This is a genomic window from Kitasatospora sp. NPDC059408 (genome assembly GCF_042751525.1).
GTDB lineage: Bacteria > Actinomycetota > Actinomycetes > Streptomycetales > Streptomycetaceae > Kitasatospora.
This window is the reverse complement of sequence record NZ_JBHYWI010000042.1, coordinates 1-12,454: the sequence shown is the minus strand read 5'-3', so window position 1 is coordinate 12,454 and position 12,454 is coordinate 1. Positions and strand designations below refer to the sequence as shown.

Here is a 12,454-nt window from a genome sequence, read left to right as displayed (position 1 = left end):
GAAGGGCCCGACCGAGTGGGTCGGGCCCTTCGCCATGAGGGTTTCGCCAGGTGGTTCAGGTAGCGCGAGGGCCTTAGAAGGCCTCCTCCGCCAGGTCCATGATCTCGTTGTCGATGCCCTCGGCGATCAGGCGCTGCGGGGCGACGGTCGGCAGGACGTTCTTGGCGAAGAAGCGGGCCGCCGCGACCTTGCCCTGGTAGAACGGGACGTCCTTCTCCGAGGCGCCGGCCTCCAGCTTGGCCAGGGCCACCGCGGCCTGGCGCAGCAGCAGCCAGCCGACCACGACGTCGCCGGAGACCATCAGCAGGCGGGTGGTGTTGAGGCCCACCTTGTACATGTTCTTGACGTCCTGCTCGACCGAGGAGAGGTCGGCCAGCAGCTTGCCGACGATGCCCTCCAGGTCGCCGGCGGCCTTGGCGAGCAGCTCGCGCTCGGCGGCCAGGGCGTCGCCGCCCTCGGCCGAGGCGAGGAACTTCTGGATCTGCTCGGACAGCGCGGTGAGGGCCTGGCCGCCGTCCTTGACGATCTTGCGGAAGAAGAAGTCCTGGCCCTGGATCGCCGTGGTGCCCTCGTAGAGGGTGTCGATCTTGGCGTCGCGGATGTACTGCTCGATCGGGTACTCCTGCAGGTAGCCGGAGCCACCGAAGGTCTGCAGGGACTGGGCGAGCTGCTCGTAGGACTTCTCCGAGCCGTAGCCCTTGACGATCGGCAGGAGCAGGTCGTTCAGGCGCTCGGCGGCCTCGTCGCGCTCACCGCGCAGCTTGGCGGCCATCATGTCGTCCTGGGTGGACGCGGTGAACAGGACCAGCGCGCGCATGCCCTCGGCGTAGGCCTTCTGGGTCAGCAGCGAGCGGCGCACGTCCGGGTGGTGGGTGATGGTGACGCGCGGGGCGGTCTTGTCCAGGAACTGCGAGATGTCGGCGCCCTGCACGCGCTCCTTGGCGTACTCCAGGGCGTTCAGGTAGCCGGTGGAGAGGGTGGCGATGGCCTTCGTGCCGACCATCATGCGGGCGAACTCGATGATCTTGAACATCTGGCGGATGCCGTCGACCTTCTCGCCGAGCAGCCAGCCCTTGGCCGGGTGCTTGGCACCGAAGGTCATCTCGCAGGTGTTCGAGGCCTTGAGGCCCATCTTGTGCTCGACGTTGGTGGCGTAGACGCCGTTGCGCTCGCCGAGCTCGCCGGTCTCCCAGTCGAAGTCGAACTTCGGGACGATGAACAGACCGAGGCCCTTGGTGCCCGGCTTACCGCCCTCGGGGCGGGCCAGCACCATGTGGATGATGTTCTCGGACATGTCGTGCTCGCCCGAGGTGATGAAGCGCTTGACGCCCTCGATGTGCCAGGAGCCGTCCTCCTGCCGGATCGCCTTCGTGCGGCCGGCGCCCACGTCGGAGCCCGCGTCGGGCTCGGTGAGGACCATGGTGGAGCCCCACAGGCGGTCGGTCATCCGCTTGGCGACCTCCAGCTGCTCCTCGGTGCCCTCCTCGGCGATGACGCCGGCGAAGGCCGGGCCGGAGGAGTACATCCAGATGGCCGGGTTCGAGCCGAGGATCTGCTCGGCGAAGGCCCAGATCAGCGAGTTCGGGGTGACCTGGCCGCCGATGGACTCCGGGATGCCCAGGCGCCACCACTCGGCGTCCATGAAGGTCTGGTAGCTCTTCTTGAACGTGGCCGGGACCGGGGCGGTGTTGGTCTCCGGGTCGAAGACCGGCGGGTTGCGGTCGGCGTCGACGAAGGACGCGGCGAGGTCGTTCTCGGCCAGGCGCGCGATCTCGCTCAGGATGTTCTTCGCGGTCTCGACGTCCATGTCGGCGAACGGTCCGGTGCCGTACACCTGGTCGCGGCCGAACACCTCGAAGAGGTTGAACTCCACGTCCCGCAGGTTGGACTTGTAGTGACCCATGGCCGTTTTCTCCGGTTCGTCGCTTCCGGGTGACCGCCGCGTTCGGGCGTCCCGTACCCACCAGTAGGCATCATGATGCTACCCAGCGGTAACTTGGGCAAGCCCCCGGCGGTGAATCCGCTATGAACGTGGTCACGTCCCACAAGGCGGGACGACGACTCCTTGTCAGGATCGACGCCAGCACGGGCGGGTGCGCTCCCGCTAGCCTGTCCGTGTGTACGGATATGACCAGAACGCATACCCGGGCGACCCCTACCAGCAGCAGGCGGGTCCGCAGCCGGGCATGAACGGCATGCCCGGCGCCGACGCCTACGGCGCGCAGTCCCAGGCGTCCCAGCAGTCGCTCTACCCGGAACCGTCCCCGCCGTCCCTCGCGGACGCCGTCCGGGCCTTCACCACCGGGTCGATGGCCGTCGAGGACTTCCAGGCCATCTTCATCACCTCCAAGGTGCACTGCCCGCGCGGTGAGCGCCCCGGCTTCCTGGCGCTGCACAACACGCCCACGCCGGTGATCCCGATGTTCAGCTCGCTGAAGGAGCTGCGCCGCTACGCCGGCAAGGACTCCAAGCACTTCACCGTGACCGGCGCCGAGGTCCTGGACCTCCTGCCGACCGGCTACGGCTTCGCACTGGACATGGAGGGCGAGCACCGGATGGTCTTCGACGCGAAGGCCGTGGAGCAGATGGTGGACTTCACCATGCGCCGCATGTACGGCTGAGACAGCCTGGAGCGGGACGTCCGAAGCAGGAGCCGAACTCCGCCACACCCACATAGTTCAACTTTCAACTTGCTACTTGTTGAGAATTGAACTACTCTCGTGGACGTAGGCCAGAGGAACCCCCCGAAGGAGGCCGACATGCCCGCCGTGACCGTCGAGAACCCGCTGACCCTCCCGCGCGTCGCCACCCCCGACCCCGCCGCCACCAGTGCACGGCCCGTCCTCACCGTGGTCACCGCGCCCGAGGGCTTCGAGGGCGAGGGCTTCCCGGTGCGCCGCGCCTTCGCCAAGATCAACACCAAGTACCTCGACCCGTTCATCATGATGGACCAGATGGGCGAGGTGGAGTACGCCGCCGGCGAGCCCAAGGGCACGCCCTGGCACCCGCACCGCGGCTTCGAGACCGTCACCTACCTGATCGACGGCGAGTTCATCCACAAGGACTCGCACGGCGGCGGCGGCCACCTCGGCGGCGGCGACACCCAGTGGATGACGGCCGGCTCCGGCATCCTGCACATCGAGACCCCGCCGGAGTCGCTGGTGCTGTCCGGCGGCCTGTTCCACGGCATCCAGCTGTGGGTCAACCTCCCGGCGTCCGACAAGATGACCGCCCCGCGCTACCAGGACATCCACGGCGGCCACGTCAAGCTGCTCTCCACCCCGGACGGCGGCTCGATCCTGCGGCTGATCGCGGGCGAGCTGGACGGGTACCAGGGGCCGGGCGTCACCCACACCCCGATCACCCTGCTGCACGCCACCATCACCCCGGGCGCTCAGATCACCCTGCCGTGGAAGCAGGACTTCAACGCGCTGGCGTACGTCCTGAACGGCGACGGCACGATCGGCGCCGAGCGCCGGCCGATCCGCAGCGGACAGGCCGCGGTGTTCGGCGAGGGCGACACGATCACCATCGCCGCCGACGCCAAGCAGGACTCCCGGCACCCCAACCTGGACGTCATCCTCCTGGGCGGGCAGCCGATCCGGGAGCCGGTCGCCTGGTACGGGCCGTTCGTCATGAACAGCCACCGCGAGCTGGAGCAGGCCATGCGGGACTTCCAGTCCGGCAGCTTCGGCCACCCGGTCGACTGACCGGACCCGCGGACCCGGACGCCTCGGTCGCCTACAGCAACGCGTAGACGGCCGAGGCGTCGTCCTGCGCCTTGCCGCGCGGCCACCGCTCGCACGCGGCGTCCGCCCGCTCGACCTCGCGGACCTGGGCGATCAGCTCCCCCGGTCCCGACTCGGCGAGCAGCCGCAGGGCGTCCGCCCAGCTGCCCAGGCCGAAGCGCTCGGTGTAGCGCGAGGCGCCGTCGGTCAGCGCCGCCAGCGCCCGCAGGCGCTCCAGCCGGACGAAGCCCGTCTCGGCGTGCCCGGCCGCGCGCGGGCTGGCCGCGGCGATCCACGGGCCGTTCCCGGTGTTGCGCGCGGCGCGGACGGCGAGCGCGTACTCCATGTGCAGCGCGGCCCGCTCGGTGGAGCCGGGCACGGTCTGCCAGATCTGCCGGCGCAGTCCCTCGCCGCCGGGGAAGCGCTGGTTGTCCCCGATCACCCGCGGCGGGCCGTCCTTGAACTCCAGCACCAGCAGCGAGTCGCCGAGCACCAGGTACTCCAGCGACTCGCCGTGCCGCCGCGCGGCGACGACCATCGCGGCGGGCGTGTTCGGGTGGGCCAGGTCGCACCGGCCGCCGTGCAGCGCGGCCGTCTCGACGATGGCGTCGGCCAGGCACTCGGCGATCGAGCGGTCCACCCGGTCGGTGAGCCGGGCGAGCAGGTGCACGCCCAGCCGGCGGACGTACCAGGCCGTCCCGTGCCGGCAGCCGGACTCCAGGCCGGCCGGTGAGCTCGCACCGTCCAGCAGTACCAGCGCTTCCGGCGAAGCCGCCGCGAAGTCCTCGCTCTCGCGGCCGGGCCGCCGTGCTTCCCCTGCGAGCTGTAGCTGCATCCCGACAGTGTGGCCGCCTCCCCCGGCCCGCGCCCAGACCCTTGCGCCGGTGTGGCGCGAGCCGGGGCCCTCGGGGTGACCGGCGTCCGGTGGCAGCCGGGGCAATCCGGCCATACCGTCGGATACCGAGTGGACAATTCGGCCAATCAGGGCCGGTCGGGTTTGCGGTCCACCTTCGGGTGGCGGGCCGCACCCGGGACTGACGGTTCCGGCGGCCCCGCCCCCGACGGCTCCCGATCGACGAGGAGCGGGACATGTTCTGGCAGTTCATCGTGGTGCTGGCGGCCGGGCTCGGCTTCCCGACCGCCGCACTGCTCTTCCTGATCGGCGGGCCGCGCTTCCCCGACGAGGAGCGCGGGCCCGAGCGGCCGCGCGGCTGACCGCCCGGCGGGGTCCGGGGCCCCGCCGGCTCAGGGCGTCCAGGCCGGGTCGCGGCCGAGCAGCGCCAGCGCGCGCTCGAACGGCCCGTGGGCGCCGTCCTGCCGGAGGCGCTCGCGGAACGCGCGGTCCGGCCCGCGGCTCTCCGGCCCGGCCGGGACCAGCTCGGACACCGACACCAGCGCCCCGGCCAGCACCGGGTCGGCGTCGACGGCCGCGGCGAGGCCGGACGGCGTGCCGAGGGCGGCCGCGACGTCCCAGCCGTGCACCAGCGTGTCGACGAGCTGGAAGCCCACCGCCAGCTCCAGCGGGAACGGGCCGCCGTCGCGGATCTCGGGCAGCCACAGCTTGCGGTCCGCCGCGGCGGCCTCGGCGAACGCCGCCTTGAGGTCCTCCGCCGTGCGCCGGAAGGCGCCCGCCGGGTCGTCGCCCACCGGGGCGTCGGCCCACAGCGCGAGGTCCGGCCCGGCGCCGCGCGCGGCGGCGGCGAAGCCCTGGTGCTGGCCGACCACGTGTTCCATCAGCCGGCGCAGGTTCCAGTCCCCGCACGGGGTCGCCAGCTCCAGGTGCTCCGGCGTGACGGTGTCGACGACCTCGGCGGCCAGTTCCACCGAGCGGGCGTACAGCGCTGTCAGTTCCATCGGATCGCACTCTCCTGGCCGGCGGCCACGCAGCCGACGGCTTGGTCGATGACGGTGGGTTCGGTGACGATCCTGCGGTGGCCCGGCCCCGGGTGAGCAGCAGGCCGGGGCGGTCGCCGTGGGCGGCCTTGAGCCGGTGGGCGTGGTCCGGGCCGACCGCGGTGTCGCCCTCATCGTGCACGACGGGGATCCGGGCGTCGATCTCTTTCGGACTCTTCCCGGACGGTGAGCGGCGTCGAGGCGCGCTGCCACGGGTTCTCGACTCCGGCGAACGGCTCGCACTCCAGACGATGCGTCAAGTCCCGTTCCACTGCCGCATAAGGCCAGGACCGGCCGACACCACCTAGAGCGGGCGCTTCGCCAACTCCGTTTCCAGGAAGGCAGCGAAGGACAGCAGGGATTCGTCCCGCCCTGCCGCGCCGACGAGTTGGAGGCCCAGCGGCAGCCCGTCCGCCGTCCGTCCGGCGGGCAGGCTCACGGCGGGCAGGCCCAGGTGGCTCCACGGCAGCGACATCGCCCCGTCCCCCGTGCCGTGCAGGCCCTTCGGCGCCCCGCCGGTGGCGGACGGCGCCAGCCAGAGGTCCACCGCGTGCTCGCGCATCGACCCGGCGACCAGCTCGCGCAGGTGCTCGCGCGCCCGCAGCGCGGCCTCGTGGTCCTCCGGCGCGACGGCCTGGCCCTGCCGGATGCTCGCGACCGTCTCCGGGCGGTAGAGGGAGCCGAAGCGGGCGAACCAGTCGGCGTGACTGCGGGCCAGCTCGAAGCGGTTGACCGTCTGCAACTGCCGGACGATCTCCTCGAACCCGATGCCGAAGCCCAGCCGCCGCACCGTCATCCCGGCCGCCTCGAACCGCTCCACCTGCGCGTCGTACGCCCGCAGCGCCTCCGCGTCGGCCCGCTCCAGGTACCGGCGGTCCGGCACGCCGAGCACCGGCGGCCTCCGGACGGCGCCCGCCCCGGCCCGCTCCCAGCCGTCGCAGAGCAGTCCGGCCGCCAGGGCCGCCCCGGCCACGTCCGCGGCGAACACGCCCAGCGTGTCGAAGGACGGCGCGTTCGGGATCACCCCCGCCATCGGGATCCGCCCGTACGTCGGCCGGAAGCCCACCACCCCGCAGTACGCGGCGGGCCGGATCACCGAGCCGACCGTCTGCGTCCCCACGGCGAGCGTCACCAGCCCGGCCGCGACCGCCGCCGCCGAACCGCTGCTCGACCCGCCCGGGGTGTGGTCCGGGTGGTGCGGATTGCGGGTCGGACCCGGCGCGGTGGCCGCGAACTCGGCCGTCGCCGTCTTGCCCGCCACGAGCGCCCCGGCCGCCCGCAGCCGGTCCACGACGACGGCCTGCGGCCCGGCGAGCACGCCCGGCGGCAGGGCGGATCCGGCGTGGGTGGGCAGGCCGTCCACGTGGATGATGTCCTTGATCCCGACCGCCACCCCGTACAGCGGCGGCCGCCCGGCCGGCCCGGGGTACCTGCGGGCCAGCGCGCGGGCCTCCTCGTGCAGCCGGTGGTGGCGCCCCGGCTCGGGGACGAAGGCGTGGATCAGCGGGTCGATCCGCTCGACGCGGGCGCACAGCCGCTCGACGTACTCGGTCAACGGCGGCTCACCGGCGCGCAGTTCGGCGGCCTCGCGGGTCAGCGACCGGGGCCGGACAAGGGGTTCCTCCATGCCGATCACGGTAGCCCGCGCGCCGGGGGCGCTACTGGTGCTCGGCGCCCAGGTACGGCGACTCGCGCAGGAAGTACGCCCCGCAGGTGTGGCAGCAGAGTTCGGGGGTCTTCCCCCAGTCCACCGCGTCCCGGACCGGCGCCCCCGCCTCCAGCTCCCGGCCGCACATCGCGACCTGCTCGGCACCCCGGACCACGTGCCACAGCCGCACCCCGTCCGACGGACCGCCGGCGCCGTACTCGGCTCGCATCTGGTGCATCATGCCCCCATCGTCCGACCCCCCGAACGGCCCGGCAACCGGGCCGGACCCGGGCCGGACCCGGGCCGGACCACGGGCCGCACCGAGCGTCCCTTTATATCGATCGTATTTCGACAGCCCCTGATCGAGATCAGGCCACCACCGGCCGGTATGGTTCGCGGGCGCGACCACCGCCGACGCCCCGCCGTCGCCGCCCCAAGTCGCCTGAAAACGGACACAATTCACCCAAAGCTGGAGCATTGACCGTGCGCTCTTCCCGCCTCCTGGCCGCGTCCACCCTCGTGGCGCTCTCGCTCGGCGCCACGGTTGGCACCGCCACCGCGAGCGCCGTCGGCATCACGCCGGCCCCGACCGCCACCGAGACCTCCACCTCGACGGCCACCCCGGGCACCCCGGCACCGACCGCCCCCACGGGCGCGCCGACCACCAAGCCGACCGGCCTGCCCAACCCGACGCCGACCAACAGCGACCGCTGCAACGGCGGCGTCTACCAGAGCGGGCTCCTCAAGGTCACCGGCACCGGCCTGTACGGCACCACCCTGGTCAAGGGCGGCCCGGCCGCCGAGGTCAGCCTGACCTGGGAGAACAACAGCGGCGTCGACCTGCCGGTCGTTCACAACTCGCTCTACCTCACCGACGAGATGCAGGAGCGCCCGGTCGACTGGAGCCCGGAGTTCTTCACCGTCCAGCTGAAGACCGCCGGCGGCTGGAAGCAGCTGACCGACAAGGACCGCGTCCTGCAGATGCAGGACTTCAAGCTGGCCAAGGGCGAGAAGTTCACCGTCCAGCTGCGGATCACCGCCAACGCCAAGGCCCCGGCCGGCAAGTACGGCGGCAACTACGAGGCCGGCTCGGACGCGTTCGACAACGACAAGGTCCCCACTCCGGCCAACACCAAGCCGAACGCCTGCACCCAGTTCCTCGCCGACTTCGAGGGCAACTTCCAGGTCGCCGAGGCGGGTGCCGCCACCGCCCCGGCCACCGCCGCCCCGGCCGCCACCACCCCGGCCACCGCCGCCTCCGCGTCGCCGTCCGCCCCGGCCGCCGCGGGCCCGCACCTGGCCGAGACCGGTGCCTCGTCCACCACCCTGCCGATCGCCGTCGGCGGTGCCGCGGTGCTCGTCGCGGGCGCCGGCACCCTGTTCTTCCTGCGTCGTCGCAAGGCCGGCACGAACAGCTGACCAAGTCACCGGGGGGCGGGGACAACCGTTCCCGCCCCCCGGTGGTCTTCCCAGCCGGAGTAGCGACACCCGACCCCACCGCTGGAGCCCCGACCATGCGTTCCCCCCGGCTGCCCGCCGCCTGCGCCCTGCTCGTGCTCACCACCGGCACGGTCGCCGCCGGCGCCGCCCCGGCCCTCGCCGACCCGGCCCCCACGACCTCGGCGGGCCCGACCGCCCCGGCCACCGGGGAACCGACCGCGCCCGCCACCACTGCGGCGGCGACGCCCACCGCGACCGGCACGCCCACCACCGCCGCGACCCCGACGGCCACCGGCTCGCCGTGGCCCTACAACTGCCCCGAGGGCCCGATGGCCGCCCCGATGCCGGCCACCGCCGTCGGCCCGGCCGGCGGCGCCGTGGTGACCGGCGGAGCACCCGGCGAGCTCTCGGTGACCTTCGACAACACCAGCAGCGCCACGGTCCGCGAGCTGGCCACGACCTTCACGCTGGCCGGCAAGGACGGCGCGGCCACCGGGCTCGACGTCAAGCTGCGCGCGCCCGGCGGCGACTGGAAGCCGCTCACGGGGACGAACACCGGCACCTACGGGATCGAGCACGGCCAGAAGCTGACCCTCCAGGTGCGGGTGACGGCCGGAGCGGGCGCGGCGCCCGGGGACTACCGCTTCGCGTTCGCGGCCAGGTCCGAGGTGCTGCCGATCGGTTCGGCCCCGGCGAAGAAGTACACCTGCCCCCAGCTGACCGCGAGCACCGGCGGCACCTTCACGGTGACCGACCACGCCCCGGCCGGCGCCTCCGGCACGACCGCCCCGGCCGCCGCACCGAGCCCGGCCCGCACCGCCGACCGGCTCGCCGACACCGGCGGCGGCACCGGCTCCACCCCCATCGCGGTCACCGGCGCCGCCACCATCGCGCTGGGCGCCGCCCTCCTGCTGCTCACCCGCCGGCGCACCACCGCGGTCGAAGAGGACTGATCCGGGGGGGCGACTACGACGCCGCCTGGAGCAGCGCACCGTCCTGCCACTTGAGGATCTTGTCGAAGCTCACGATCGCCCCCCGCAGGGGGTGGTTGCGGAGCTGGACGTGGTCGGTGAGCGCGTGGATGAGGAAGAGGCCCCGGCCGGATTCGGCGGTGAGGTCGGGAAGGGTGTCGAGGTCCACCGGACGCAGCGTCGGGGGCTGGGGGCGACAGGGCAGGACGTGGGTGTCGTAGGGGCGGCCGTCGCGGCGCGGGCGGTGCCCGGTCAGCACCCGGGCGGGGACGGTCGCGCGCCCGCGGCGGGAGCGGCGCGGGGCCGGGTGGGCCTGCGCCTGGGGCGGGGCCGGCGGGCGGCGCCGGGGCAGCGGCGAGGGGGCCGCGGTCGGCGCGGGCAGGCCCGGGCCGGAGTCGGTGACCTCGATCCGCAGGCGGTCGCCGCAGATCGACGCGGTGACCTGGAAGCCCTCGTCGGGCCGCCCGCCGGCGCCGTGCTCGACGGCGTTGGCGCAGGCCTCGCTGAGCGCGACGCCGAGGTCGTCGGCGATCTGCGGGTCGACGCCCGCCGTCGCCATGGCACCGAGCAGGATGCGCCGGGCCAGCGGGACGCTGGCCGGGTCGCGCTTGAGGTGCAGAGTCCACCAGATGTCCACGGGAGGTCCCTCCTGGCTGCGGCTCCACATACAACTAGGTATCTCCGGCCGTTCCGCCGGTGAACCGTGACGGAGGTCCGCGACCGCCCGTTCGGCGGATGGACTGGCGCGGTGGTCTGTGCCGAGCGGCGCACACGCGAGCGCACGCGCCTCGGCCGGACGGGGGATTCGTAGGCATTTCCCACCCTGCCCCCGGTGGCGTGGTAGGCGATGAGATGATGGCCCGGCCATGACTGCCCTCGCCGCCGCCCCGCACCCGGGCGCCCCCGCACCGGACGCGCCGGTGGGGGCCGCCGCCTGGGACCTGCGGCTTGCCAGGGCCGTTCCGTTCGCCCTCGTCTGCACCCTGATCGCGGCCGCCGGGCACGCCCTGACGGGCGGCGGCGACGTCGCCCTGCCCGCCCTCGCGACGGGCTTCGCGGCGGTGCTGGTGCTCGCGGTGGCGTTCGGCGGGCGGGAGCGTTCGCTGGCGGCCATCGCCGGTGCGCTGGGCGCGGGCCAGCTGGGTCTGCACTGCCTCTTCCACGGCTTCGGCGCCCTCTTCGGCGACTCCGGCGCCGGGTCGATGGCCGGGATGCACCACGGCGCTTCCGGCCCGCTGACCCTGCCGCAGGTGGCCGGCCGGCTGATCTGCAACGAGGCGCACCCGGGCACGCTGACCGGGCTGCCGGGCGGTCCGACGGCCGAGCAGCTGGTGTCGTCGGCCGGGCTGGACCCGGCCGCGTTCCCCGCCGTGCCGTGGTGGCAGGGCGGCGTGTTCGGCATGACGCCGGCGATGCTGGCGGGCCACCTGGCCGCGGCCCTGGTGGCCGGCTGGTGGCTGCGGCGCGGCGAGGCGGCGCTGTGGCGGCTGGTGCGGGTGGCCGCGACGGCCGCGCGCGAGCACTGGGCGGCGCCCCTGCGGTCGGCGTTCGCGCTGGTCGCGGCGCTGCTGCGGGGTCTGTTCGGGGCGGCGGGCCCGGCCCGCCGGTTCGGTGTCCGGGGCGGGGAGCACCCGCTGCCCGGGGGTGCCGTGCTGCGGCACAGCGTGGTGCGGCGCGGGCCGCCGGCCGGGGTGTTCGCGTACTGACCGGCCCCCTGGTGCCCCGTTCCTGCCGGGCACCGGGCGTGCGCAGGTCGCCGGGCCGCACCCGCGTTCACGTCGCGGCGGTCCGTGCGCCGTTCCACCCCCACACGTCCCCACGCGCGGACCCCGACCGGGCCTGATCCCGGCGGGCCGGTCCGCCGAGCTCCGAACGGAGACCCCGAACCCATGCGTTCCCTTCCCACCCGCCGCATCGCCGCCGCCCTCACCGTCGCCGCCACCTCCGTCGTGGTGCTGGCCGGACCGGCCTTCGCGCACGTCACCGTGAACCCGGGCTCGGCCGCCCAGGGCGGTTACACGGCCGTCGACTTCCGGGTGCCGAACGAGAGCGACTCGGCGAGCACCGTGAAGCTGGAGGTCAACCTCCCGCTGGACCACCCGCTCGCCTCGGTCCGGACGCTGCCGATGCCGGGCTGGACCGCGACCGTCGAGAAGGCCAAGCTCGACAAGCCGATCAAGGTGCACGGCGCCGACGTCAACGAGGCCGTCTCCAAGATCACCTGGACCGCCGACGCCGGCACCAAGATCGCCCCCGGGCAGTTCCAGGAGTTCCGCGTCTCGCTCGGCCCGCTGCCGTCCGACGCCGACAGCATGGCCTTCAAGGCCCTGCAGACCTACGACAACGGCGACGTCGTCCGCTGGATCGACGAGTCCCAGGCCGGCCAGCCCGAGCCGGCCCACCCCGCGCCCGTCCTGAAGCTCACCAAGGCCGCCGGCGACGACGGCCACGGCGTCTCCGCCACCGCCTCCCCGGCCGCGGGCGGCCACGGGCACGGCGACAGCGCCGACCAGGCCCAGGCCTCGGACGGCGACAAGAAGAGCAGCGACTCCACCGCCCGGGTGCTCGGCGTCGTCGGCATCGTCGTCGGCGTCATCGGGACCGCCGTCGGCGTGATCGGCCTGCGCCGCAAGAGCGGCACCGCCTCCTGACCCCCGCGCCGGCGGGGCCGCTCGTTGAAGCACCGCGTCGGCCTGATCGAACTGGAGGACATCGCGGCCGTACGGGAGTGGTCGGTGGCGTCCGGACTCGCGGACCCGGAGCGGCTGGTCCTG

Annotated in this window: 13 protein-coding genes; 7 read left to right on the top strand and 6 right to left on the bottom strand. The window is 73.7% G+C overall.

The genetic code is table 11. From position 1 onward, the window contains the following. Nucleotides 1–73: 73 nt before the first annotated feature. Nucleotides 74–1,903, bottom strand: coding sequence for an acyl-CoA dehydrogenase (locus tag ACFXDE_RS25860; protein ID WP_380497143.1), 1,830 nt, complete (start codon nt 1,901–1,903; stop codon nt 74–76). Between the two features lie 214 nt (nt 1,904–2,117). On the opposite strand from ACFXDE_RS25860, the gene ACFXDE_RS25855 reads away from it, so the two are divergent. Both ACFXDE_RS25855 and ACFXDE_RS25850 read left to right on the top strand, forming a co-directional pair. Then, nucleotides 2,118–2,621 (top strand): SseB family protein, encoded by a 504-nt coding sequence (locus tag ACFXDE_RS25855; RefSeq protein ID WP_380440727.1) that lies wholly within the window; start codon nt 2,118–2,120, stop codon nt 2,619–2,621. A gap of 138 nt (nt 2,622–2,759) precedes the next feature. Further along, the gene (locus ACFXDE_RS25850; RefSeq protein WP_380497142.1) at nt 2,760–3,710 is read left to right on the top strand and encodes a pirin family protein; all 951 of its coding nucleotides are present in this window, start codon (nt 2,760–2,762) and stop codon (nt 3,708–3,710) included. A gap of 31 nt (nt 3,711–3,741) precedes the next feature. On the opposite strand, the gene ACFXDE_RS25845 is transcribed toward ACFXDE_RS25850, so the two are convergent. Continuing rightward, nucleotides 3,742–4,563: an integrase gene (locus tag ACFXDE_RS25845; RefSeq protein ID WP_380440731.1), complete on the bottom strand. Its 822-nt coding sequence runs from the start codon at nt 4,561–4,563 to the stop codon at nt 3,742–3,744. A 254-nt stretch (nt 4,564–4,817) separates the two neighbouring features. Here ACFXDE_RS25845 and ACFXDE_RS25840 point away from each other — a divergent pair, with 254 nt between their 5' ends. Beyond that, nucleotides 4,818–4,943, top strand: a complete 126-nt coding sequence (locus ACFXDE_RS25840) for a hypothetical protein (RefSeq protein ID WP_380497141.1) — start codon at nt 4,818–4,820, stop codon at nt 4,941–4,943. 30 nt (nt 4,944–4,973) lie between these two features. Here ACFXDE_RS25840 and ACFXDE_RS25835 read toward each other — a convergent pair whose 3' ends face one another. The 3 genes from ACFXDE_RS25835 to ACFXDE_RS25825 form a co-directional block, all read right to left on the bottom strand. Beyond that, complete coding sequence (locus tag ACFXDE_RS25835) at nt 4,974–5,582, bottom strand: TIGR03086 family metal-binding protein (protein WP_380497140.1); 609 nt, start codon at nt 5,580–5,582, stop codon at nt 4,974–4,976. 343 nt (nt 5,583–5,925) lie between these two features. Then, nucleotides 5,926–7,248, bottom strand: coding sequence for an amidase (locus tag ACFXDE_RS25830; protein WP_380497139.1), 1,323 nt, complete (start codon nt 7,246–7,248; stop codon nt 5,926–5,928). 31 nt (nt 7,249–7,279) lie between these two features. Beyond that, nucleotides 7,280–7,510 (bottom strand): hypothetical protein, encoded by a 231-nt coding sequence (locus ACFXDE_RS25825; RefSeq protein WP_380440739.1) that lies wholly within the window; start codon nt 7,508–7,510, stop codon nt 7,280–7,282. A 242-nt stretch (nt 7,511–7,752) separates the two neighbouring features. Between ACFXDE_RS25825 and ACFXDE_RS25820 the strand changes: the two genes are divergently transcribed. Together ACFXDE_RS25820 and ACFXDE_RS25815 are read left to right on the top strand one after the other, a co-directional pair. Beyond that, the gene (locus ACFXDE_RS25820; RefSeq protein ID WP_380497138.1) at nt 7,753–8,688 is read left to right on the top strand and encodes an LAETG motif-containing sortase-dependent surface protein; all 936 of its coding nucleotides are present in this window, start codon (nt 7,753–7,755) and stop codon (nt 8,686–8,688) included. Between the two features lie 95 nt (nt 8,689–8,783). Beyond that, entirely contained in the window at nt 8,784–9,662 is an 879-nt protein-coding gene (locus ACFXDE_RS25815) for an NEW3 domain-containing protein (protein WP_380497137.1), read from the top strand. Between the two features lie 13 nt (nt 9,663–9,675). Here the strand turns inward: ACFXDE_RS25815 and ACFXDE_RS25810 are convergent, their stop codons facing one another. Next, nucleotides 9,676–10,317, bottom strand: a complete 642-nt coding sequence (locus tag ACFXDE_RS25810) for an ATP-binding protein (protein WP_380440745.1) — start codon at nt 10,315–10,317, stop codon at nt 9,676–9,678. A gap of 229 nt (nt 10,318–10,546) precedes the next feature. On the opposite strand from ACFXDE_RS25810, the gene ACFXDE_RS25805 reads away from it, so the two are divergent. Both ACFXDE_RS25805 and ACFXDE_RS25800 read left to right on the top strand, forming a co-directional pair. Next, on the top strand, nt 10,547–11,386 hold the full coding sequence (locus tag ACFXDE_RS25805; RefSeq protein ID WP_380497136.1) for a hypothetical protein: 840 nt from the start codon (nt 10,547–10,549) through the stop codon (nt 11,384–11,386). Between the two features lie 183 nt (nt 11,387–11,569). Next, on the top strand, nt 11,570–12,331 hold the full coding sequence (locus ACFXDE_RS25800; protein WP_380497135.1) for a YcnI family protein: 762 nt from the start codon (nt 11,570–11,572) through the stop codon (nt 12,329–12,331). Nucleotides 12,332–12,454 lie beyond the last annotated feature (123 nt).